At 71.5% G+C, this 22,630-nt stretch carries 22 protein-coding genes and 2 tRNA genes; 8 read left to right on the top strand and 16 right to left on the bottom strand.

Translation table 11 applies throughout. The features are described 5' to 3' along the window. Window positions 1-433: 433 nt before the first annotated feature. On the bottom strand, window positions 434-1,699 hold the full coding sequence (gene tyrS, locus IEQ44_RS03535; RefSeq protein WP_193637022.1) for a tyrosine--tRNA ligase: 1,266 nt from the start codon (window positions 1,697-1,699) through the stop codon (window positions 434-436). 101 nt (window positions 1,700-1,800) lie between these two features. Here tyrS and IEQ44_RS03530 point away from each other — a divergent pair, with 101 nt between their 5' ends. The 3 genes from IEQ44_RS03530 to IEQ44_RS03520 all read left to right on the top strand — a co-directional run bounded on the left by IEQ44_RS03530 (window position 1,801) and on the right by IEQ44_RS03520 (window position 5,261). Continuing rightward, window positions 1,801-3,192 (top strand): serine/threonine-protein kinase, encoded by a 1,392-nt coding sequence (locus tag IEQ44_RS03530; protein WP_193637021.1) that lies wholly within the window; start codon window positions 1,801-1,803, stop codon window positions 3,190-3,192. 96 nt (window positions 3,193-3,288) lie between these two features. Further along, the gene (locus IEQ44_RS03525; protein ID WP_193637020.1) at window positions 3,289-4,410 is read left to right on the top strand and encodes a glycosyltransferase family 4 protein; all 1,122 of its coding nucleotides are present in this window, start codon (window positions 3,289-3,291) and stop codon (window positions 4,408-4,410) included. Further along, window positions 4,407-5,261, top strand: a complete 855-nt coding sequence (locus tag IEQ44_RS03520; RefSeq protein WP_193637019.1) for an SGNH/GDSL hydrolase family protein — start codon at window positions 4,407-4,409, stop codon at window positions 5,259-5,261. Before IEQ44_RS03525 ends, IEQ44_RS03520 begins: the two co-directional genes overlap by 4 nt. Window positions 5,262-5,273: 12 nt before the next feature. On the opposite strand, the gene IEQ44_RS03515 is transcribed toward IEQ44_RS03520, so the two are convergent. Together IEQ44_RS03515 and IEQ44_RS03510 are read right to left on the bottom strand one after the other, a co-directional pair. Then, window positions 5,274-7,088 (bottom strand): lipase family protein, encoded by a 1,815-nt coding sequence (locus tag IEQ44_RS03515; RefSeq protein WP_193637018.1) that lies wholly within the window; start codon window positions 7,086-7,088, stop codon window positions 5,274-5,276. A 31-nt stretch (window positions 7,089-7,119) separates the two neighbouring features. Further along, window positions 7,120-7,196: transfer RNA gene (locus tag IEQ44_RS03510), tRNA-Ile, on the bottom strand. A 55-nt stretch (window positions 7,197-7,251) separates the two neighbouring features. Here IEQ44_RS03510 and IEQ44_RS03505 point away from each other — a divergent pair. Beyond that, window positions 7,252-7,647, top strand: a complete 396-nt coding sequence (locus IEQ44_RS03505; protein WP_193637017.1) for a VOC family protein — start codon at window positions 7,252-7,254, stop codon at window positions 7,645-7,647. 64 nt (window positions 7,648-7,711) lie between these two features. Here IEQ44_RS03505 and IEQ44_RS03500 read toward each other — a convergent pair. The 11 genes from IEQ44_RS03500 to IEQ44_RS03450 all read right to left on the bottom strand — a co-directional run bounded on the left by IEQ44_RS03500 (window position 7,712) and on the right by IEQ44_RS03450 (window position 17,717). Then, a tRNA-Asn gene (locus IEQ44_RS03500) sits at window positions 7,712-7,787 on the bottom strand. An 86-nt stretch (window positions 7,788-7,873) separates the two neighbouring features. Continuing rightward, a complete protein-coding gene (locus IEQ44_RS03495) occupies window positions 7,874-8,383 on the bottom strand; it encodes a hypothetical protein (RefSeq protein WP_193637016.1) in 510 nt (169 codons plus the stop codon). Continuing rightward, window positions 8,380-10,290 carry a DNA primase gene (dnaG, locus tag IEQ44_RS03490; protein ID WP_193637015.1) on the bottom strand — a complete coding sequence of 637 codons (1,911 nt, stop codon included), beginning with the start codon at window positions 10,288-10,290 and terminating at the stop codon, window positions 8,380-8,382. The genes IEQ44_RS03495 and dnaG overlap by 4 nt, the downstream gene beginning before the upstream one ends. Before the next feature lie 9 nt (window positions 10,291-10,299). Further along, window positions 10,300-11,595 (bottom strand): deoxyguanosinetriphosphate triphosphohydrolase, encoded by a 1,296-nt coding sequence (locus tag IEQ44_RS03485; RefSeq protein ID WP_193637014.1) that lies wholly within the window; start codon window positions 11,593-11,595, stop codon window positions 10,300-10,302. A gap of 11 nt (window positions 11,596-11,606) precedes the next feature. Beyond that, window positions 11,607-11,999, bottom strand: a complete 393-nt coding sequence (locus IEQ44_RS03480; RefSeq protein WP_193637013.1) for a fluoride efflux transporter FluC — start codon at window positions 11,997-11,999, stop codon at window positions 11,607-11,609. After that, window positions 11,996-12,388, bottom strand: a complete 393-nt coding sequence (locus tag IEQ44_RS03475; RefSeq protein WP_319804467.1) for a FluC/FEX family fluoride channel — start codon at window positions 12,386-12,388, stop codon at window positions 11,996-11,998. The genes IEQ44_RS03480 and IEQ44_RS03475 overlap by 4 nt, the downstream gene beginning before the upstream one ends. Window positions 12,389-12,461: 73 nt before the next feature. Further along, window positions 12,462-13,328: a VldE C-terminal domain-containing protein gene (locus tag IEQ44_RS03470; protein WP_193637012.1), complete on the bottom strand. Its 867-nt coding sequence runs from the start codon at window positions 13,326-13,328 to the stop codon at window positions 12,462-12,464. 164 nt (window positions 13,329-13,492) lie between these two features. Beyond that, complete coding sequence (gene dusB, locus IEQ44_RS03465) at window positions 13,493-14,647, bottom strand: tRNA dihydrouridine synthase DusB (protein ID WP_193637011.1); 1,155 nt, start codon at window positions 14,645-14,647, stop codon at window positions 13,493-13,495. A 93-nt stretch (window positions 14,648-14,740) separates the two neighbouring features. Further along, window positions 14,741-15,835, bottom strand: a complete 1,095-nt coding sequence (locus IEQ44_RS03460; protein ID WP_193637010.1) for a hypothetical protein — start codon at window positions 15,833-15,835, stop codon at window positions 14,741-14,743. Window positions 15,836-15,945: 110 nt separating this feature from the next. Continuing rightward, window positions 15,946-17,343, bottom strand: a complete 1,398-nt coding sequence (locus IEQ44_RS03455; protein ID WP_193637009.1) for a glycine--tRNA ligase — start codon at window positions 17,341-17,343, stop codon at window positions 15,946-15,948. Between the two features lie 53 nt (window positions 17,344-17,396). Then, a complete protein-coding gene (locus tag IEQ44_RS03450; RefSeq protein ID WP_193637008.1) occupies window positions 17,397-17,717 on the bottom strand; it encodes an antibiotic biosynthesis monooxygenase family protein in 321 nt (106 codons plus the stop codon). An 81-nt stretch (window positions 17,718-17,798) separates the two neighbouring features. Between IEQ44_RS03450 and IEQ44_RS03445 the strand changes: the two genes are divergently transcribed. From IEQ44_RS03445 to IEQ44_RS03430, 4 genes are read left to right on the top strand one after another with little or no spacing between them, the layout of a single operon-like run. Then, window positions 17,799-18,764, top strand: a complete 966-nt coding sequence (locus tag IEQ44_RS03445; protein ID WP_193637007.1) for a metal ABC transporter substrate-binding protein — start codon at window positions 17,799-17,801, stop codon at window positions 18,762-18,764. Further along, window positions 18,761-19,588, top strand: coding sequence for a metal ABC transporter ATP-binding protein (locus IEQ44_RS03440; protein ID WP_193637006.1), 828 nt, complete (start codon window positions 18,761-18,763; stop codon window positions 19,586-19,588). The genes IEQ44_RS03445 and IEQ44_RS03440 overlap by 4 nt, the downstream gene beginning before the upstream one ends. Next, a complete protein-coding gene (locus tag IEQ44_RS03435) occupies window positions 19,588-20,595 on the top strand; it encodes a metal ABC transporter permease (RefSeq protein WP_193637005.1) in 1,008 nt (335 codons plus the stop codon). Before IEQ44_RS03440 ends, IEQ44_RS03435 begins: the two co-directional genes overlap by 1 nt. A 4-nt stretch (window positions 20,596-20,599) precedes the next feature. Then, on the top strand, window positions 20,600-21,010 hold the full coding sequence (locus IEQ44_RS03430) for a Fur family transcriptional regulator (protein WP_227486796.1): 411 nt from the start codon (window positions 20,600-20,602) through the stop codon (window positions 21,008-21,010). A gap of 15 nt (window positions 21,011-21,025) precedes the next feature. On the opposite strand, the gene IEQ44_RS03425 is transcribed toward IEQ44_RS03430, so the two are convergent. Both IEQ44_RS03425 and recO read right to left on the bottom strand, forming a co-directional pair. Then, window positions 21,026-21,805 carry an isoprenyl transferase gene (locus IEQ44_RS03425; protein ID WP_193637003.1) on the bottom strand — a complete coding sequence of 260 codons (780 nt, stop codon included), beginning with the start codon at window positions 21,803-21,805 and terminating at the stop codon, window positions 21,026-21,028. Between the two features lie 89 nt (window positions 21,806-21,894). After that, window positions 21,895-22,623, bottom strand: a complete 729-nt coding sequence (gene recO / locus IEQ44_RS03420) for a DNA repair protein RecO (protein WP_193637002.1) — start codon at window positions 22,621-22,623, stop codon at window positions 21,895-21,897. Between the last annotated feature and the right edge of the window lie 7 nt (window positions 22,624-22,630).

Genomic DNA, 22,630 nt, shown 5'->3' with positions numbered 1-22,630 from the left:
CGACAAGAACAAACCCTGACTAACTTACGTTGTCAGAATTCATTGTCAAAGAAATCCATCGACACCAACCAAAAGACCGATGCCGACGGGGCATATCAAACTAATTCGTCGACTATGACACACTGTTGAGTTCTCAAGGATCAAGCGCTGCCGTGCTTTCCCTTGCGGTTCGGTCACGGCACTTGGTGTACCTCAGCGCGCTGGGCCCGGACCAGGTCCGACCTCGACGTGCTGTTGTCTGCCGCTCGACCTGCCCGGAACCCTTCGGGGTTTCGGCCCGGTCACCTTCAGCGGCAACAGGAAGAACATTAGACGACGGTGGCCGACCCCTGCAACTCGGGGTGGGGTGACGCCGCGCACAGGGGCCGTCCAGGAGGCATGAACGCAGGTCAAGCGGGGTAAGGGTCGTCGTTCTGCCGGGTCTGGGGCGCGGTCAGCGCACCTCCACGCCCGCCAGCTTCTTCTTGCCGCGGCGCAGCACGAGCCACGAGCCGGCGACCACGTCGTCGCGCGAGACGACGGCGTCGGGGTCGTCCACGCGTACGTTGTTGAGGTAGGCGCCACCCTCGGTGACCGTGCGGCGCGCCTCGCTCCTGCTCTTCGCGAGGCCGGTGAGGACGAGCAGGTCGACCACGGTGCCGAGCTCGGCGGCCGGGAGCGTGATCGAACCTGCCTCCGAGAGAGCGGCGCCCAGGGTGCTGGGCGGCAGGGCGGTCAGCTCACCGCCGCCGAAGAGGGCCGAGGCCGCCCGCTTGGCCGCCTCGGTCTCGCGGGGGCCGTGCACCAGCGTCGTCACGGCGTCGGCCAGGGCCTTCTGCCCCGCCCGCAACCAGGGCTCGTCGGCGGTCTGCTTCTCGAGCGCCTCGATCTCCTCCCGTGAGAGGAAGGTGAAGATCTTGAGCAGCTCGACGACCTTCTCGTCCTCCACGTTCAGCCAGAATTGGTGGAAGGCGTAGGGCGACATCATCTCGGGGTCCAGCCAGAGGGCCCCGCCCTCGGTCTTGCCGTACTTGGTGCCGTCGGCCTTGGTGATCAGCGGCGTCGTGAAGGCGTGCACCTTGCCCCCCGCCGCGCGGCGGATCAGCTCGACGCCGCCGGTGAGGTTGCCCCACTGGTCCGAACCACCGAACTGCAGCGTCACCCCGTGGTCGCGGTAGAGGTTCAGGTAGTCCATCGACTGCAGCAGGATGTAGGAGAACTCCGTGTAGGAGATGCCCTCCTCGAGCCGGGACTTCACCACGTCACGGGCCAGCATCCGGTTGACCGGGAAGTGCTTGCCCACCTCACGCAGGAAGTCGATCGTCGACAGCGACGCGGTCCAGTCGTAGTTGTTGACCATCGTCGCCGCGTTGTCGCCCTCGAAGGAGACGAAGGGCTCGATCTGCCGACGGACCCTCTCCACCCACTCCTTGACGGTGTCGAGCGAGTTGAGGGTGCGTTCCCCGGAGTCGCGCGGGTCACCGATCATGCCCGTGGCGCCGCCCACCAGGATGAAGGGAGTGTGACCGGCCTCCTGCAGGCGCTTGGCCGTGACGATCTGGACCAGGTTGCCCATGTGCAGGCTCGGCGCGGTCGGGTCGAACCCCACGTAGTACCGGACACTGCCCTCCCCCAGCGCCGCACGCAGCGCCTCGAGGTCGGTCGAGTTGGCAATCAGGCCACGCCACTCGAGGTCGTCCAGGATGTTCGGGCTCGACACGTTCGTTCCTTCCTTCGCCGACGCGGGTCAGGGCAGGGGCGTCGGTCGGGCCTAGCCTGCCAGACGGTGACGTTCTGGGTCGGGGTGCCTAGGCTGCAGGGGTGAGTGGGGTCAGGTACACGTTCGAGCGCCAGATCGGTCGCGGCGCCAGCGGCCCGGTCTGGGCCGGACGTGACACCGTGCTCGGTCGTCAGGTGGCGCTGAAGCGCGTCGGCACCCAGCCCGGGGAGCCATCCGGGCCGCTGGGGCCCGATGGTGCCCGTGAGGCACGCCTGGCCGCGTCGCTCAGTCATCCACACGTGGTGGACGTGCTCGACCTGGCGGTCATCGACGGTGAGCACTGGCTGGTGATGGAGTACGTCGAGGGCACCGACCTCTCCGAGGTCGTCAGGTCCGAGGGGCCGATGGTCCCGGTGCGCGCCGCCGGCCTGCTCGCCCAGGTGGCCGAGGCGCTGGACGCCGCTCACCGGGCCGGCATCGTCCACCGTGACGTCAAGCCCTCCAACGTCCTGGTCGACGCCGAGGACTGTGCCAAGCTCACCGACTTCGGCATCGCTCGCAGCGCCGAGGACGACGCCCTCACCGCCACCGGCCTGGTCACCGGCTCCCCGGCGTACCTCGCCCCCGAGGTTGCGACGGGCAGGAGCGCCAGCCCCGCCAGCGACGTGTGGTCCCTGGGCGCGACGCTCTTCCACCTGCTCGCGGGCCGGCCGCCCTACCACGTCGGCGACAACGTGCTCTCCACGATGTATCGCATCGTGCACGAGGAGCCGCCGCGCCTGCCCGAGTTCGGCCCCCTGGACCAGGTGCTCCAACGGACCATGGCCGTCGACCCGCAGCAGCGGTGGACCATGTGGCAGGTGCACGAGGCGCTCCTGCACTACGCGGAGCACGAGGCGCACGAGGCGGGTCTCCCCCGCCCCGTGGTCCGCGGGATCCCTGCGTACGTCGGGGGTCACGGCACCACGTCGACGCGGTCGACGCCCGCGGTGCCCCTCGCGTACGCCGCCGCCGGTCGCCGTCACGTCAGGACCGGCGCCTGGCTGCTCGGCGCCGCCACCACGGTGGTCGTGACGATCCTGGCCTTCCAGCTCGGGCGCGGCGGCGAGGACCAGGCCGAGCTGACGGCCGCGGGCCCCGGGGTCACGAGCGATGCTCCGCCGGTGACCGAGGCGTCGTCGCAGGAGTCGGCGAAGCGCGCCATGCGGGAGTTCGTCACCTCCTACCTCGCCGAGGTGACCACCGACCGGCGCTCCGCGTGGCAGCGCCTCACCCCCGAGTTCCAGAAGGCCAGCAACGGCTTCGGGTCCTACTCGGGGTTCTGGCGCACGGTGGAGTCCGCGACGCCGCGTGACGTCGTCGCCGACCCCGCCACCATGACCGTCACCTACGAGGTCGACTACGTGATGACGGACGGTCGCCGGCTCACCGACCGCGTCACCCTCCAGCTCAGCGGCAGCGGCAGCAGCCTGCGCATCGCCGGCGAGACCTGACGCCGACACGGGCGTTGGCCGGTTGGTGGAGCGTTCTTCACGCAGACCCGCAGCGCCGGCCACCGTCCGTTCACGCCACCGCGTCACGGTCGCTGCATGCGAGTTGCGATCGTCACCGAGTCCTTCTTCCCGCAGGTCAACGGCGTGACCAACACGGTGCGCCACACCGTGGACCGTCTGCTCCAGACCGGTCACGAACCGGTCGTCATCGCCCCCGGACCGGGTGCGGCCTCCTACCGCAACGCACCCGTCGTGCGGGTCCGTTCGATGGCGCTGCCCCGCTACACGAGCTTTCCCATCGGCCTGCCCGACCCCGTGGTCGAGCGAACCCTGGCGCAGTTCCGTCCTGACGTCGTGCACCTCGCCTCCCCCATCGCCCTCGGGGCCGTGGGCATGCGCGCAGCCCTGAAGCTCGACCTGCCGACCGTCGCGGTCTACCAGACCGACATCGGCGGGTTCGTCCGCCAGTACGGGCTGCGGGCAGAGCCGGCGGTGGCCAGGTGGGTGGGGCGGATCCACCGCCGCGCCGGACGCACCCTGGCGCCCTCGACGGCCTCGCTCATGCAACTGGGTCGGATGGGGGTGCCGAACCTGCACCGGTGGGGCCGCGGCGTCTCCCTCGACCTCTTCGGCCCGGAGTGTCGCAGCGACGAGCTGCGCTCGCACTGGACCCGGGGTCGCGACGAGGTCGTCGTCGGCTACGTGGGTCGGCTGGCCGCCGAGAAGCAGGTACGCCGCCTGGCCGCGCTCGCAGACCTGCCGGGGGTGCGCCTGGTGGTGGTGGGCGACGGACCCGAGCGGGCCGCGCTCGGCCGACTCCTCCCCCGGGCCCGCTTCACCGGCATGCTCTCGGGCGTCGACCTGGCCCGGGCGTACGCCAGCCTGGACGTCTTCGTGCACACGGGTGAGGCCGAGACGTTCTGCCAGACAGTGCAGGAGGCCCAGGCCAGCGGGGTGCCCGTCGTGGCGCCTGCCGCCGGCGGGCCGATCGACCTCGTCGACCACGGTCGTACGGGCCTGCTGTACGCCCCGGGCTCCGACGCCGACCTGCGCCAGCACGTCGCCCACCTCGTCCACGACCCCGAGAACCGGCGACACCTGGGTGAGCAGGGGCGTACGGCGGTCGCCTCACGCACCTGGCCCGCCGTCGTCGACCAGCTCATCCACGAGCACTACGCAGCCGTGCGGCGTCCGGGCCTGGCCGCAGCGGCGGCATGAGTGTGGCCCGCAGGCCACACCCCGCGCTGGCCACGCTGCTGGGGATGGGTGCTGGCGCGTCCACGGCGGCCGTCGCCGCCCGGGTGCTCCTGGCCCGTCAGGCCGCGGTCGCCCGGCGCGTCATCGGCAAGCCGCTGGGCGAGGAAGCCCACGTCGCCGACCGGGTGTACCGGGGAGCGCACGGGGAGGCCATCGACCTGCTGCTCCTCGGCGACTCCATCGCCGCTGGGCTGGGCGCCGAGAAACCCGGGCGGACGCTGGGACGGCAGCTGGCCAAACGGGTCGCGCGACGCACGGGGCGCACCGTGCACCTGCGTGTCGTGGCCCAGGTCGGCGCCGAGACGTCGATGCTCGCCGACCAGCTGGCGACGCTGGAGGCCGACTACCGACCCGCTGTGAGCGTCGTGGTGGTGGGCGGCAACGACGTCACCCACCGGGTCCGGGTGAGCGAGTCGCGGACGCACCTCGCGCAGGCCGTGGCGGCGTTGCAGGAGCGCGGCAGCGCTGTCGTGATCGGCACCTGCCCCGACCTCGGTGCGCTACGGGCCGTGCCGCAACCGCTGCGCTCACTCGCCGGCCTGATGTCTCGCCAGCTCGCCGCCGCGCAGCGCCAGGTCGCGGCCGAGCACGGGGCGTACGCGGTCAGCCTGGCCGCCGTGGTCGGCCCCTTCTTCGTGACGTGCCCCGACGAGATGTTCTCCGAGGACCGGTTCCACCCCTCCGGCGCTGGCTACCGTCGCACCGCGAAGGCGTTGCTGCCGAGCGTGCTGGCGGCGCTGGGCGAGCGCGACGCCGTGCCCTTCGGGCACCACCCACCGACGCCGGTGACGCACCCCGCCGGCGGCGGGTGAGGGCCACTAGGCCTAACCCGCCTCCACGGGCTCTCCGGACTCGGCGGGGGCGAGCAGCTGGTCGACGGCCCGCACCACCAGCTCCGCCCGCTCGGCGACCTCCCGGCTCCCCGGACGCTTCGGTGCGAGCACCGCCTGCAGGTGAGCCTCCTGTGCGAGGTGGGACTGAGCAGCGACCAGGATCTCCTCGACATGTGGGCGGGATGAGGGGAGCCCCAGCATCTCCTGCGTCCGGACGACGGCGAGCAGGGCCACCAGCAGGCCGCGGAGGTCGGCGGAGCCGAGGCGAGCCAACGCGTCCGCCACGGCGGCCCGCAGCTGCTCGGCTGCCGCCTCCTCGTCCTGCTCGACGACCCTGACGGGCGGTGAGCCGACCCCTGTGGCCACCTGGAGCCCGAGCATGCCCGCGACCACTCCCCCGGCGCCCGCGGTGGTCGCCACCAGACCCCGGCTGGGGTCGGTGAGGCCAGCTGGCAACGTGGACCACAGCGCCCCGCCCGAGACCGCCTCCACCACGCCCGAGCCGGCCCGCCACCGTCGGCGCTCCGGGCTGAGGGCGTCGGAAGCGGCGTCGACCGCCGCCGTCACCGCGGCGGCGAACTCGCTGTCGCTGATGCTGCCCTGCCGACGGCGTACGCGGTCGAGCAGCGCCTCCAACGCCGCGCGGCGGTGCGCGGGGGCCACGGCCAGGTCGAAGGGCTGCACCGGTGCGGCGAGGTGGCACTGGACGGCCAGCGGCACCAGGTCGCCGTCGGACCAGACGTCGCGCACCAGGTCGGAGGCCCGGTCGAGCAGGTCGTCGGGCGAGGGGGCCGAGCCGAGGTCGAGGTCGTGCTCGGCCTCCTCCACGAGTCGGGTGGCCGCGATCCGCCGGGCGGTGTCGAAGCGGCGCCGCCAGGAGAACTTCTTCGGCGAGCAGGTGCGGGAGAGCTGCTCGGCGTAGGCGTGCCCGAGCAGGTGCAGGTGCCAGCCGGGGGCGAGCGCGCGAGCAGGAGGGCGCTCCCCGGCCGTGGCAGGTTCTCCGTAGAGCAGGTGGCCGAGCACGGCGCCCACCGCGGGATGGGCCGCGTAGCCACGCACGCTGTGGGAGCGGATGTCGACGGCCAGGTCGACCGCCATCGGGAACCGGCCGCTGATCCCGCGGCCGAAGGTGATGGCGTCGCGCGGGTCGAAGACGTTGACCCACGCGCCCACGCGGTCGTAGGGGAAGTCGGCCGCCAGCGGGCGGGTGTGCCTCCACATCTCCGAGGCCAGTGGGCTGCCGAGGGTGAGGAGCGCGCTGACGCGGAGTCCCGGTGGCAGACGGGTCAGCAGGTCGGCAGCGATGACGCTGCCGAGGCTGTGGGCGACCAGGACGACCGAACCCTCGTGTGGCAGCTGGGAGAGCACGTCGCGCACGACCTCGGCACGGACAGCTCGGTGCGAGGCGTAGACCTTCGCCTCGGTCAGGTCGCCCACCCGGGCGACGACGTTGCTGACGTGGCCGGAGAGGCGTAGCGGCGTGTGGCCGAAGTGGACGCCACGGGAGCGGTGGGTGAGCCGTCGGACGAAGGCCCCGGTGTCCTCCTGGGTGAGCGCGTAGTCGCGCGCGGCCTCACCGTCGTCGTCGGGGGCCTCCCACGTCGGCCGCGAGTCGTCACCACGGGACGTACGCCCCTGAGGAGGCGCGAGGAGCAGCGACTGGTAGGTGACCGGCACGACGGTGTCGTAGGCCGGGTCGACCGGTGAGTGGCCGGCCTGGGCCAGACCGACGTTGAGGGGATCGAGCCAGTCCTCCAGCGGCGTCACCCCACCGACCCCGTGGAGGTAGACGATCGTGTGACTCACCTGTGCCCCCCAGCTCTAACGTGTCCGGCGGTGGTAGGGCGGGTGGGGCTCGAACCCACGACCCAAGGATTATGAGTCCTCTGCTCTGACCGACTGAGCTACCGCCCCTCGACGGGTGACCCTACAAGGGCCAGACTGGCCGTAGACGGAGAGGGGACACACGATGAGCAGAGTGGTGCACTTCGAGATCCAGGCCGACGACCTCGAGCGGGCGATGCGCTTCTACGGTGACGTGTTCGGCTGGGAGTTCCAGGACTACGGGGCGGTCACCGGCTCCCCCTACTGGGGCGTGGTGACCGGCCCGGACGACGAGCTCGGCATCAACGGCGGTCTCCTGGGCAGGCCCACCGGGGCTCCGACTCCCGAGCAGGGCACCAATGCCTTCGTCTGCACCGTCGGGGTTGCCGACTACGACGCCACGGAGTCCGCGATCTTGCGGACCGGCGGCCAGGTGGCCCTGCCGAAGACCGCGCTGCCCGGCATGGCCTGGCAGGGCTACTACCTGGACACCGAGGGCAACACGTTCGGCATCCATCAGCCCGACCCGGACGCCGCCTGAGCCGACGGCGGCTGCCAGGACGACGAAAGGGCCTGACCGCGCTTGCGCAGTCAGGCCCTTTCTCTGGCTCCCCCGGTTGGACTCGAACCAACAACCCTCCGGTTAACAGCCGAATGCTCTGCCAGTTGAGCTACAGGGGATCAGCCGCCCTCACGAGCAGCGAGAGGAACATTAGCAACACACCTGCCGCGACACCAAAGCGGGGTGGGCCCATCCACGGCACCTCTCAGAGGTCGCCGACCTCCTCCTTCGCACGGTGCAGCGCGGCCGCGGCGGCAGCGCGTACGACAGGGTCCTCGGGGTCGACTCCGGCGTCGTACTCGTAGACCCATGCCAGGGCTCCGTCACCGTGCGGAGCACGCCGGGCAATCACCCGCACACCGCCCCCGGCCACCTGCAGGTCGCGCTGCAGCACGATGCTGGCCGTCACCCGCTCGTGCACCATCTCCAGCAACAACCGGGCGTCCTCGAGGACGAACGAGTGCTCGGGGCGATCCTGCCCCCACTCCCCCACCTCGCTGAGCCTGAACGTCGAGGTATCGGCCTCCCACTCGGCAGCCTCGACCTGCTCCCACGGGATGCGCCGCGCCTCACCGTCGTTGGCGGGGACGAGGTGGAAGGCGTCCCGGGTGCCCACGAGCACCGTGCCGTCCTCGGCCACGGCGCGCGCCAGCTCCCGCTCGCCGCGCGCGAGGGTGGGCACCGACGTACGCCCGGGGCTGCGACTCCAGATCACCCGCCCACCGCCTTGTCGGCCAACGCACGACGCTTCTGCTCCAGCTCCATCAGCTCGGTGAACACGGTCACGGACTCCTCGGACGACGGATCGATGCGTTGCAGACGCGACTTGAGGTCGGCGATCCGCCTCAGGACGGTCAGCTCACGCAGGCGGTAGGCGTGGGCGAACATGTAGGCCTCGGTGGGCTCGGCCGACGACCGCACCGGCTCCACGGACAGCTCGGCGAAGGCGGCCGACACGAACGGGTTGTCGGCCGCGTCGCGCACCCGGGCGGTCCACCCCGGGTCGGCCACCGCGGCCGCCGCGCCTCCGTGGGCGTCGCAGGCCTGCCACACCGCACGGTAGGCCGGGTGGGTGAAGTCGTCGGGCGTGACCTGCTCGAGGCTGCGCTGCACCAGGCCCGGGTACTGCAGCAACAGCTTCAACGTCTCGCGCTCGATCGAGAACCGGGGGTCGCGCAGGTCGGGCATCGGTCGTCGCTCTGGCGCCGCGGGTGAGGCCTCCTCGGACGGGGCTCCGGAGCGCGACGGCTCGCCGCGCGTACGCCGGTCGCGGCCCTGCGGCTTCTCGTTGCCCCACTTCTCGGCGCGGCGCACCTGGGCACGCACCTCGTCGACCTCGAGGCCGACCATCTGCGCCACCTCGCGGGCAAAGGCGTCGACCTTGGACCGGTCGCGCACGCTCGCCACCAACCGGGCGGCCTCGCGCATCGCGTCGACCCGGCCGTCGGCGCGGTCGAGGTCGTAGCGGGAGACCACGTTGCCCAGCACGAACCGGTAGAGCGGCTCACGGCCGGCGACCAGCTCGCGCACGGCCTCGTCGCCCTTGGCCAACCGCAGGTCACAGGGGTCCATGCCGGAGGGCTCGACGGCGACGTAGGTCTGGGAGACGAAGTTCTGGTCGCCACCGAAGGCACGCAGGGCCGCCTTCTGGCCGGCGGCGTCGCCGTCGAAGGTGAAGATGACCTCCCCGCGCAGCCCCCCGCGGTCGTCGAGGAAGCGTCGCAGCACGCGTGCGTGGTCGTCGCCGAACGCGGTGCCACAGGTGGCCACCGCGGTCTTCACCCCCGCCAGGTGGCACGCCATCACGTCGGTGTAGCCCTCGACGATGACGGCTTGCGCGCTCCGCGCGATCTCCTTGCGGGCGAGGTCGAGGCCGTAGAGCACCTGCGACTTCTTGTAGATGGGCGTCTCGGAGGTGTTGAGGTACTTCGCCTCGACGCGGTCGTCGTCGAAGAGGCGCCGCGCACCGAAGCCCACGGTGTCGCCGTTCGACTCCCGGATCGGCCACAGCAGCCGGCCACGGAAGCGGTCGTAGAGCGAGCGCCCCTGAGCCACCAGGCCGCTGGTCACCATCTCCTCGGTGCTGAAGCCCTTCTGCCGCAGCAGGGTGGTCAGGGCCTCGCCCTCGCGCGGCGCGAAGCCGACGCCGAACGTCTCGGCGGCCGCCTGGTCGAAACCCCGCTCGTCGAGGAACCGGCGGCCAGCGAGCGCATCGGGCCCGCCCAACTGGTCGGCGTAGAACTCCTGCGCCACCCGGTGGGCCTCCAGCAGACGCCCCCGGGCCGGCCCACGCGGACGTTGCGGCTGGTCGTCGCCGTCCTCACGGCGCAGCTGCACACCGTACTTGTCGGCCAGCTGCTCGACCGCCTCGGAGAAGCCGAGCCCGTCGATCTTCATCAGGAAGCTGATGACGTCGCCGCCCTCCTGGCAGCCGAAGCAGTGGAAGAAGCCTCTCGACGGGGTGACGTGGAACGACGGCGACTTCTCGTCGTGGAAGGGACACAGGCCCTTCATGGAGCCGCCGCCGGCGTTGCGCAGCGTCACGTAGGACGAGACGACGTCGTCGATGCGCGCCCGCTCGCGCACCGATGCGATGTCCTCCTCGCGGATCAGTCCAGCCACGCCCGGAGTCTACGGGGAGGCCAGCGACGACGACGCGAGGTCGCGACCGGTGAGGGAGGCATGCCAGGAGAGCGCACTGGCGTCGGTCAGCGACGCGACCTGGTCGATCACGACCCGCCGCCGGGCGGCGTCGTCGGGCGCCGCGCGCCAGTCGGCCGTGAAGTAGGGGTCGAGGGCCGAGTCGCCCCGCTGCCAGAGCACGTCGACGAGGTCGGCGAGCACCTCGCGTTGGCGCGCCATCAGGTCGACGCGGTCGTCGGCGCTCATCACGTAGTGGGCCGCGATCCCCTTGAGCACCGCGATCTCGAGGGCAGTCTCCTCGGGCACCACGACTCCGCCGGCGTAGCGGACGAAGGGCCCCTCGCCGGAGGCGAAGGTGGCAGCCTGCACGCTGCCGCAGAAGCGCCCGATCAGGTCGCTGGTGAGGTTCTTGAGGGCTGCCAGACCGCGCCGACTGCGGTCGTAGGGGGCCCGCAACCAGCTGCCCATGGACTCGAGCCCGTCGAGCACGGCGTCGAGCTGGTCGTCACTCGCGCCCGGCAGGTACCACTCCCGCACGCTCTTCCAGAGCCCGGCCCGGTCGAGCCGGCTCAGGTCGATGCGTCCGGCGACGACCCCGTCCTCCACGTCGTGCACCGAGTAGGCGACGTCGTCGGCCAGGTCCATCACCTGCGCCTCCACGCACTGCCGCACCCCGGCGGCCGGGGGCCGCATCCACGCGAAGACGGGCGCGTCGTCGTCGTAGACCCCGAACTTCACGGTGGTGCGCGGCGTGCCGTCACCGTGGACGCCCGAGGGGGGCGTGGCGTCAGCACGGGTCCACGGATACTTCGTGCACGCGTCGAGCGTGGCCCGGGTCAGGTTGAGGCCGACGCTGCGCCCCGACCCGTCGAACGTCTTCGACTCGAGCCGGGTGAGCAGGCGCAGCGTCTGGGCGTTGCCCTCGAAGCCACCGCACTCGACGCTGAGCTCATCGAGCGCCCGCTCGCCGTTGTGGCCGAAGGGCGGGTGGCCCAGGTCATGGGCCAGGGCGGCGGTCTCGACGATGTCGGGGTGGCACCCCAGGGCCCTGGCCAGGTCGCGCGCCACCTGGGCGACCTCGAGGCTGTGGGTGAGCCGGTTGCGCACGAAGTCGTCGCTCTGCGGCCCCATCACCTGGGTCTTGGCGGCCAGACGTCGGGTGGACGCGGCGTGGACCACGCGTGCGCGGTCACGCTCGAAGGGCATGCGGACAGGGGCGTCCACGCGCTTCGGGGGCTCGGGGACCAGGCGCTCGCGGGCGAAGTCGTCGTAGAGGTGCTCCATCGACGCTGACGCTACCCGGCGCCGCCGACGGCCAGGCCCAGCGCCGCGGCCGCGACGCAGCCGACAGCGGTGGCCGCGGCGTGCGTGGCCGCCCGAGCGGTGGTGGCAACCGTGGCGTCCTGCAACGCCAGGGTCACCGTCTGCACCATGGCAGTGCTGAAGGTCGTGAACCCACCCAGCGCCGCGACCGAGGCCACGCGCAGCACCGAGTCGGGCGCGGTCAGTCCGACCGCGAGGCCTGCCAGCAGCGAGCCGAACAGGTTGACGGCAAGGATGCCGCGCACCTGTCCGACACCCCAACGCCTGGTCGCGGCGGCATCGAGGAGGTGCCGCAGCGCCGCGCCCACCCCGCCAGCCAGAGCGACCAGGGCGAGGCTGCTGGGGGTGAGGTCGAACGGGGTCACGCGTGGGCTCCCGATCCTCGACGCGGCCGGGTCAGACGTGCCGCGACCCGCGCGCCGGCGACGGCGGCGAGCAGCCCGCCGACCACGCTGAGGACCAGCACCAGCGCGCCCGCCCACGGGCCCGCACCCTCACCCGTGCCGAGCACCTGCAGAGCCAGGCCGCTGTAGGTGGTCCACCCGCCGAGCACCCCGGCGCCAAGCACCAGGGTGACGGGCGCTGCGTACGCAGCTCGCGAGGAGGCGAGCAGGGCCAGGAGCATTCCCAGCAGGAACGCGCCGGTGAGGTTGGCGACCACCTGACCGACGAGGACGGTGCGCCATTCCCCGAGTCCGGCCTCGAGGGCGGTGCGGGCCAGGCAACCCACAGCGCCCCCGGCCGCGACCAGCACGAGGGACGCCGCGGGGGCGGATCGTGGTGGCGGGCTCAGGGGCGCGCGCGGGACTGCGTCGTTCAGCGGAGTCTCAGTAGACCGTGACGTGGACGTGGTCGTAGTGGTTGGCGGTGGTGGAGCCGCGGTCGGACATGCCGCGCCAGCCCTCGCCACTACGCTCGACCGACCAGATCTTCTGGGCGTAGATGAGGTACTCGATGCCGAGCGACGCGTGGTTGGCGCGGAGCATCTCGGCGATGGCCCACCCGGTCTCGCCGCTGACCATGATGTCGACGGCGCGGCCCTGGCCGTGCTCACCGTCGCTGCGCCAGGTGCCGTAGGTGGTCACCTGCGGGAAGGCGGCGCAGACGGCCCGGTGGACCTTGATGATGCTCGGATCGACGTTGGAGGGCACCGAGGTGCCGTTGGTGCAGTCGCCGTTGATGGTGGTGGCGACGGGCTTGTCGGCCGACAGGTAACCAGCCGTCACCCAGCGGGACTTGCCGTTGACGACGAGCTCCTCGCGGCCGTCGGCCTCGCGACCGGTCACCAGGACCTTCTTGCCGGCGTCCAGCAGGCCGACCTTCTCGCCCGCCTTGCCGGAGGCGCTCCAGAGGTTGAGTGCCACCGTGGTCCAGAGCCGGGTGTCGGCGTTGGCCACTGCCCGCTGCGTGGCCCGGCGCTCCTGCGCCTCGGCCTTCCGGGCCTCCACGCGCTTGGTGACGACGGCCTCACCCCGGCGTACGGCGGCGCGGCTCACGGGCTGGGTACGGTCGGCGATGGCGGCCTCGACTCGCTGGGTGTCTGCCAGGTAGGTGCCCTGGGGGGCGGGGTCGGCCTGGACGACACCCAGGGTGACGGCGGAGACGGTCGCGAGGACAGCCACCGGCGCAGCCACGAGGGCGGCACGGGGAATGGCGCGGGCATTGGTTTCCCGCTTGTGGCGATGCTTGGCCACAGCGCTGATCCTTTGCTGTTGCTGATCGGGGGGCGTGCGAATCGGGATCACCGACGCACACGATCTGGGAGTCAAGCACACCCGTCGCGCAACGGGGGCATCGGGGAGGGGTGTCTCAAACGTGCCCCTGATCACCCCAATTTGAATGACGCGAGGTGCGTCGATCAGCCACCAGTTGCTTCGTTCGCGTCCTCTTGGACATGGATGCCGGCGCCATCAGCGTCGTCGAGCCAACCCTCGGGCAACACGACTCGCTTGCGCGGCGCACCCTGGCGTCCGCGCGGCGCCCCGAGTTCGCCGACGGGGAACGGCTCATCGGGGTCGAGCTCGGCCAGCAGGGTGTCCAGGGTCGCGAGCGTGTCGACCAGGGCCAGGGCACGCCGCAGCTCACCGCCGGCGCGGAAGCCCTTGAGGTACCAGGAGACGTGCTTGCGGAACTCCTTGCAGCCACGCTCCTCCCCCATGTGCTCGCACAGCAGCTCGGCGTGGCGGCGCATCACGGTGCACACCTCCCCCAGCGTCGGCAGCACCGTCGTGGTCGGCGTGCCGGAGAAGGCCGCTGCGAGGTCGCGGAAGAGCCACGGCCGCCCCAGGCAGCCACGTCCCACCACGACACCGGCCGCACCGGTCTGCTCGACCATGCGGACCGCGTCGGCCGCCTCCCAGATGTCGCCGTTGCCGAGCACCGGGATGTCGACGTGGTCGACCAGCGCGGCGATCGCCTCCCAGTCGGCCTGGCCGGAGTACGCCTGCTCGACGGTCCGTCCGTGCAGGGCGATGGCGGTGACGCCTGTCTCCTGGGCGATCCGTCCCGCGTCGAGGTAGGTGAGGTGGTCCTCGTCGAGGCCCTTGCGGGTCTTGATGGTGAGCGGCACGTCGTAGCGCGAGGTGGCGCTCACCGCAGCCTCGAGGATCTCCGCCAGCAGACCCCGCTTCCACGGCAGGGCTCCCCCGCCGCCCTTGCGCGTCACCTTGGGCACCGGACAGCCGAAGTTGAGGTCCACGTGGGCGACCCCGTAGTCGTTGCAGAGGATCTCGGCGGCGCGACCGACGTGGCGGGGGTCGGTGCCGTAGAGCTGGACCGACCGCACCGTCTCCAGCTCGTCGAAGACGAGCATCCGCTTCGTCGCCTCGTCGCCCTCCACCAGTCCGCGCGAGGTGATCATCTCGCAGACGTACAGCCCGGCCCCCTGCTCCGCGCAGAGCCGCCGGTAGGCGGCGTTGGTGATCCCGGCCATCGGCGCGAGCACCACGGGCGTCTCCACACGCACGTTGCCCAGCACGAGTTCGGTGGGCAGGGCAGGCGCGGTGGTCGACACCCGACCATTGTCCGACCGAGCGCGACCTCCGCCCAAATTCTGCTCCCGCCCAACCCGTTCCCCCTCACGCGGTCGGCCAAGCGCGTCGATGGGTCAGCTGTTGAGGCGGCGCCACCAGACGTACTTCTCGAACGGCACCGAGATCCGTCGACCCCAGCGCGACGCCCGCTCGCACGACCCCTCCGGGGTGCAACGCACGAGGATCGAACGGCCGCCGCGACGCACCTCCAGCACGAAGGCGGAGTCGGACTCGAAGCGCGCGGTCTGCTCGTCCTGGGTGTGGATGTCTCGGGGCTGCACCCGGCCTCCGTAGCGGAAGGCCCGCACCAGCGTGCCGTCGGACATGCGGCGCAGCTCCAGCACGCGCGGCCTGCGATGGTGGGTGACGAGCGTCCGGGTGCCCAGCACCAGCTCGCCGCCCGGCGAGACATCCAGGGCGGCGAAGCGGGCGGCCCACTCCGGCGTGGTGGGCTCCTCGATCGACGTCGGCCCCCGCTGCAGTCCCTTCGTCTTCGCGAAGACGAGGTCGCGGGCGATGAACGCCGCGTTGCCCGCCTTCACGACCGCCGTGTTCGACTCCCCGGGCACCAGGTCGCGGACCCCGGCGTCGAGGCGTACGACGAGGCGCTCGCCGTCGGCGTCCAACGGGAACGCCGTCACATCGGTGGAATACCGCTCGATGACCTCACCGGAGGTGGCGTCACGCACCGTGTGACCGGAAGTGTAGGCACCCCACCGGGTCTGCACCAGGCGCTCGCCACCCCTGGCCAGCAGCCATCCCATGCGGTTGCTGCGGGCCACCACCGTGCGGGTCCGCGGCACCGCACGGTGTGAGCCGTCGCGCCTGACCGCGTAGACCCTCTGCCACGACCTCGTCTGGGCGGCAACCAACCATCGTCCGTCACTGCGCTGACCCAGCAGGCGCAGCTGTCCCTTGACGGCGGGCACCCGCACCCGGATCGGCTTCGCTCCGTCCGACGGTCGCAGCGTGCGGCCCTGCAGCAGCGGAAGGCGAGCGGCGGGACCTCTCGGCAGCCGCGACGGCTTCAACGTACGCACCGCGACTGCGGAGTCGCGAGCCGCGTCGGACGCTGTCTCCGACGACGCGGACCCGCTCGGTGCGGCAGCGGCCGGCGGAGCGAGCAGGGCGACAGTCGTGGCGAGCACGACCAGTGACGACTTGAGCATGGACTTCCTCCCGAGAAGGTGGATGACTGGTCACCACAGTGGCACACCGTGGGGACACCATGCAGCGAGCGCGGCCGCGAGGGAGGCCGCACTCGCGAGTCAGGTCGGCGTCAGCAGCCGAGCAGCTTGTCCGCGAAGTAGCGCGAGATGCCGTCGAGGCTGATGCGCTCCTGCGACATGGTGTCGCGCTCACGCACGGTGACGGCGTCGTCCTCGAGGGTGTCGAAGTCGACCGTGACGCAGAAGGGCGTACCGATCTCGTCCTGACGACGGTAGCGGCGACCGATGGCACCGGCGTCGTCGAACTCCACGTTCCAGTTGCGGCGCAGCTCGGCAGCCAGCCCCTTCGCCTTGGGCGAGAGGTCGGCGTTGCGGCTCAACGGCAGGACCGCGACCTTGACCGGCGACAGGCGCGGGTCGAGCTTCAGCACGGTGCGCTTGTCGACGCCGCCCTTGGTGTTGGGGGCCTCGTCCTCGGTGTAGGAGTCGACCAGGAAGGTCATCAGGGTGCGGCCCAGCCCGGCGGCCGGCTCGATGACGTAGGGCACGTAGCGCTCGTTGGACGCCTGGTCGAAGTAGGACAGGTCCTGTCCGGAGTGCTCACCGTGCGTGGTGAGGTCGAAGTCGGTGCGGTTGGCGATGCCCTCGAGCTCGCCCCACTCAGAGCCGGCGAAACGGAAGCGGTACTCGATGTCGGTGGTGCCCTTGGAGTAGTGCGACAGCTTCTCGAGCGGGTGCTCGTAGAGCCGCAGGTTGTCGCGCTCCACACCGAGGTCGACGTACCAGTTCAGGCGCTCGTCGATCCAGTACTTGTGCCACTCGTCGTCCTCGCCGGGCTTGACGAAGAACTCCATCTCCATCTGCTCGAACTCGCGGGTGCGGAAGATGAAGTTGCCCGGAGTGATCTCGTTGCGGAACGACTTGCCGATCTGGGCGATGCCGAAGGGCGGCTTCTTGCGCGAGGAGGTGACGACGTTGGCGAAGTTGAGGAAGATGCCCTGCGCCGTCTCGGGCCGCAGGTAGTGCAGGCCCGACTCGTCCTCGGTGACCCCGAGGTGGGTCTTGAGCATGCCGGAGAACTGCTTCGGCTCGGTCCACTGGCCGCGGGTGCCGCAGTTGGCGCAGGCGATGTCGCTCAGCGGCACGTCGTCGGGGTTCTCGATCCCCTTCTTCTCCGCGAAGGCCTCCTGCAGGTGGTCGGCGCGGAAACGCTTGTGGCAGGAGGTGCACTCGGTCAGGGGGTCGTTGAACGTGGCCACGTGACCGGAGGCGACCCAGGTCTCCTTGGGCAGGATGATCGAGGAGTCGAGACCGACGACGTCCTCGCGGCCCTGCACCATCGCCTTCCACCACTGGCGCTTGATGTTCTCCTTGAGCTCGACGCCGAGCGGACCGTAGTCCCAGGCGGAGCGGGTGCCTCCGTAGATCTCACCGCAGGGGAAGACGAAGCCCCGGCGCTTGGCCAGGGAGACGACGGTGTCGACAAGGGATGCGGCTGGCTTCGCCACGGTGGATCACTCCTGCAGGGGGCACGGTCGGCTGGCTGCCGACCTGGAAGGCGTCAGCCTATCGAGCGGGCCTGCGGGTCGTTGAGCACGGCTCCGGGAACCACCGGCTCGTAGGCGCTGGGCTCGTCGACGGCGAGGCTGAGCGTCGGCACCGCGGTGAGCTTCGCGTCGTACGTGGAGAGCGCACGGCGGTAGGAGCCCACGTCGCGCCACTCGGTGTGCAGGAGCCACAGCTCCGGGTCGTCGACGTTGCGGCCGATCCGGCCCGACGCGAAGCCGCGTTGGGCGGCCAGGACCTCGTACGCGGCCTGGAGCTGCGCACGGAACTCCTCGCCGCGAGGGAGGGGGACACGGAAGCGGTTGACCACGATCACAAGCCGAGCCTACGGCGCCCGGACCACGGCACCGGACCGCAGACTTGAAAACGATTCTCATGTTGTGTGAGAATCGTTCTCATGCCCAGGACCCCCCGCCCCTCCCATGCCCTCACCATCGCCGTCGCCGTGGCCGCCACCGGCCTGCTCGCCAGCGGCTGCGGTGCCGTGGGCGACGAGGGCGCGGACGCCGAGCTCAGCGTGGCCGCGGGTTTCTACCCCTTGGCGTGGGTCACCGAGCAGGTGGCCGGGGAGCACGCCGAGGTGGTCACACTCTCCAGGCCGGGACAGGACGCGCACGACGCCGAGATCACGATCGGCGCGCGAGCCACCCTGGCCGAAGCCGACCTCGTCGTGCTGAGCAGCGGCTTCCAACCGGCCGTCGACGCGGCTGCCGAGGATGCGCAGGGCCAGGTGCTCGACGCCGCCGAGGTGCTGGAGTTCCGCGAGGTGACCGACCACTCCGACCACGACCACGGGGACGAGGAGCACGGGGACGAGGAGTCCGACGACGGCCACGACCACGGTGACACCGACCCCCACTTCTGGCTCGACCCGCTCCTGATGGCCCAGCTCGCCGAGGCGGTCTCCGCCGAGCTGGGTGAGCTCGCGCCCGACCGGGCGAGCGACTTCGCCGCCAACACCGACGCACTGCGAGCCGAGCTGGAGCAGCTCGACGCCGACTACACCGAGACGCTGGCCCGGTGCGAGCGCACGACCGTCGTGGTCAGCCACGACGCGTTCGGCTACCTGTCGCGCTACGGGCTCGAGTTCGAGCCCATCGCAGGCCTCTCCCCCGGCGCCGAGCCCACCCCAGCCGACCTCGCCCGCCTCCAGCGGCTCATCGAGGACGAAGGCGTCACCACCGTGTTCAACGAGGTCCTCGCCTCCACCAAGCTGACGGAGACGCTGGCCCGTGACGCAGGCGTCGAGACCGCCGTCCTGGACCCGGTCGAAGGCGTGACCGGTGACGCGGACGCCGACACCGACTACCTTTCGCTCATGCGCGACAACCTCTCGGCCCTGAGTCAGGCCAACGGGTGTTGAGGCACGAGCCCCCCGGCGGAGCCGAGGCCACCCCCATCTGCCTGACCAACGGGTCGGTGGCGATCGAGGGGCGCCCGGTGCTGCGCAGCATCGACCTCACCGTCGGCGCCGGCGACTTCGTCGCCCTCATGGGCGCCAACGGCTCCGGCAAGTCGACCCTGGTGCGGGCGCTCACCGGCCTGCGCCCCCTGGCGGGAGGTGGGCTTACGCTCTTGGGCACCCCGATCGACGACTTCCGCGACTGGCGGCGCATCGGCTACGTCCCCCAGCGGGCGACGGCGGCCTCCGGCGTGCCCGCGTCGGTCTGGGAGGTCGTCGCCTCGGGGCGGCTCGGTCGTCGCGGCATCGCCCGACCCCTGTCGCGCACCGATCGACGCGTCATCGACGAGGCGATCGAGCTCGTCGGACTCACCGCCCGGGCGAAGGCGGGCGTCTCCACCCTCTCCGGGGGGCAGCAGCAGCGCGTCCTGATCGCCCGCGCGCTCGCCGGCGAGCCCGACCTGCTCTTCCTCGACGAGCCGACCGCAGGTGTGGACCTGCGCAACCAGCAGGTGCTGGCGCGCACCCTGGGTGAGCTGAAGCAGCGCGGCTCCACGATCGTGCTGGTGGCCCACGAGCTGGGTCCGCTCGCCCCGCTGGTCGACCGAGCGGTGGTGCTGCGTGACGGCCGGGTCGTCCACGACGGCGAGCCCCTGACCCAGGACGAGGTGCACCACCCCCTCCTGGGCGAGGCGCACCACCACCCCGCCGCTCCCCCGCGCGACCACGTGCCCCACGTGACTGCCCCGCTGGACGCACCCGTCCACCAGGAGGCTGAGCACTGATGCCCGACTTCTGGTCGTTGCTCGGCTACGACTTCATGCAGCGGGCGCTGCTCGCCGCGCTCTTCACCGGTCTGGCGGTTCCTGCCGTCGGCACCTACCTGGTGCAGCGGCGCATGGCCCTGATGGGTGACGGGCTGGGCCACGTCGCGGTCACCGGGGTGGCCATCGGGCTGGTCACCGGCGCCGCCCCCACGTGGACCGCAGTGGTCGCCGCGGTCGTCGGCGCCCTGGCGATCGAGCTGATCCGTGAGCGCGGCACCTCCGGGGGCGACGTGGCCCTGGCGCTGCTGTTCTACGGCGGACTGGCCGGCGGCATCTTCGTCGCCGGGCTGGGCGGCCAGAGCACCTCGCGGCTGCAGGAGTTCCTCTTCGGCTCGATCATGACGATCTCGACCACGGACGTCTGGATCACCATGGCCCTCGCCGTCGTGCTGGTCGTCACCTGCCTCGGGCTCTCGCCCCAGCTCTTCGCCGTCGCCCACGACGCCGACTTCGCCCGGGTCGCAGGCCTCAACGTACGGGCGTACAACCTGCTCGTCGCGGTGCTGGCGGCCGTCTCGGTCACCGTGGCGATGCGGACCGTGGGGCTGCTCCTGGTCTCGGCCCTGATGGTCATCCCCGTCGCCACGGCCCAGCAGTTCGCCCGGTCCTTCCGAGCGACGCTCGGCTTCTCCATGCTCATCGGCCTCGGGGCGGCCGTCGGGGGCCTCCTGGTGGCCACGGGCGCCTCCTACCGCGCCGACGTGGCGCCTGGCTCGGCGATCGTCCTGCTCAGCCTGGTGCTCTTCCTGCTCGCCTGGCCGTTGGGGGCGTGGGTGCGCCGCCGGCAGCGACGGCTCGCACCTTTCACCGATGCGCCCCCCGACGAGCACCTGCACTCGACCGACCACCCGCACGAGCACGGCGAGGGGTGCGGCCACCCCGCGGTCCCGCACGGAGACCACGTCGACTACGTGCACGACGGACACCGCCACGCGCCGCACGGAGAGCACTATGACGAACACTGAGTCCATGCCGTCCGTCCCCGAGCCCTCCGGCCTGCGCCCGACACGGCAGCGGACGGCGGTCGCCGAGGCGCTCACCCGCACCGGCGACTTCCGCTCCGCCCAGGAGATCCATGACCTGGTCGCCCGCACGGGCGAGAAGGTCGGCCTCGCGACCGTCTACCGGACCCTCGCGGCCCTGGCCGAGGCCGGCGTCGTCGACGTGCTCCGCACGGAGGAGGGCGAGTCGCTCTACCGGCAGTGCGTGGCGACGCACCACCACCACCACCTCGTCTGCCGCGACTGCGGCGCGACCGTGGAGATCGAGGGTCCCGCCGTGGAGACCTGGGCTGCGGCGGTCGCCCGCGAGCACGGCTACACGGCGATCAGTCACGAGCTGGAGCTCTTCGGCACCTGTCCGCGCTGCGCAGGCGCCTGAGTCGGACTCGGCGGCTCAGGCCTCGTTGGGCACCGCGCCGCCGTAGCGACGGTCGCGTCGGGCGTAGGTCTCGATGGCCGCCCACAGGTGGCGACGGTCGACGTCGGGCCACAGCACGTCGGAGAAGACGAACTCCGAGTAGGCGGCCTGCCACGTCATGAAGTTGGAGAGCCGCTGCTCCCCCGAGGTGCGCCAGACCATGTCGGCGTCGGCGAGCTCGGGCACGTAGAGGTGGGCCGCGATCGTCTTCTCGGTGATCCGCTCGGGGTCGATCCGACCGTCGGCGACCTTGCGCGCAATGGCGCGCATCGCGTCGGTGAGCTCGGCGCGTCCGCCGTAGTTGACGCACATCGTCAGGGTGCAGACGGTGTTGTGCTTCGTCATCTCCTCGGCGACCTGCAGCTCCTTGATCACCGAACGCCACAGTCGCGGGGCCCGACCCGACCAGCGCACCCGCACGCCGAGCTCGTGCATCTCATCGCGCCGGCGACGGATCACGTCGCGGTTGAAGCCCATGAGGAACTTCACCTCCTCGGGCGAGCGCGACCAGTTCTCGGTGGAGAACGCGTAGGCACTGACGGCCTTCACACCGATCTCGATGGCGCCCTCGACCACGTCGAACAAGGCGTGCTCGCCCTGCTCGTGACCGCGGGTGCGCGGCAGCCCACGCTCCTTGGCCCAGCGGCCGTTGCCGTCCATCACGACGGCGACGTGCCTCGGCACCAGGTCCCGCGGGACGGGCGGCGGGGTGGCCCCGCTGGGGTGCGGGCGAGGCGGACGGACGGCGCGGTTCACGTCGCGCAGCCTAGTGGGCGAAGGGGTCGGTGATCTCCCCCAGTCGCGCCAGCGCGGTCACGACACGGTCCGTCCGACGTCGACGAGCCTCAGCGCTCGACGTACTCCAGCGACCGCAGACCACGCTCGAGGTGCCAGGCGAGGTAGGCGGCCACGAGACCGCTGGCCGCGCGGCGGGTCCTGGGGTCCGAGGCGTGCACGACCGGCCAGTCACCGGCGAGCAGCGCCCCCAGCAGCTCCAACGTCTCGGGAGCCGGGGTCGCGGAGCCGGGCATCCGGCAGACCACGCAGAGCACCCCTCCGGCCGCGGGGTGGAAGAACCGGTGGGGACCCTCGGTCCCGCAGCGCACGCAGTGGCCGAAGGAGGGCGCGTACCCCGACACCGCCAACGACCGGAGGAGGTAGGAGTCGAGCACCTGACCGGGAGGATGGTCACCGGAGACCATGGCGCGCAGGCCACCGACCAGGAGCAGGAACTGCTGCACCGCCGGCTCCCGCTCCTCCACCACCAGCTTCTCGGCGGTCTCCAGCATCGCGGTCGCCGCGGTGTAGCGGTCGTAGTCCAACGCCATCTGCTTGTGGAAGGGCGTCAGCGTCTCGGCCTGGGTGATCGTGTCCAGCGAACGGCCCTGGGCCATCTGCAGGTCCACGTGGGTGAAGGGCTCCAGCCGCGCACCCCAGCGCGAGGTCGTCCGGCGTACGCCCTTGGCGACCGCCCGCACCAACCCGTGGTGACGGGTGAGCAGGGTGATGATGCGGTCGGCCTCGCCCAGCTTGTGGGTGCGCAGCACGACCGCCTCGTCGCGGTAGAGGGGCACCCGTCCA

This window comes from Nocardioides malaquae (assembly GCF_015070385.1).
In the GTDB taxonomy this organism is placed as follows: domain Bacteria; phylum Actinomycetota; class Actinomycetes; order Propionibacteriales; family Nocardioidaceae; genus Nocardioides; species Nocardioides malaquae.
The sequence above is the reverse complement of the archived record's forward strand: the minus strand, read 5'-3'. Positions and strand labels throughout refer to the sequence as shown.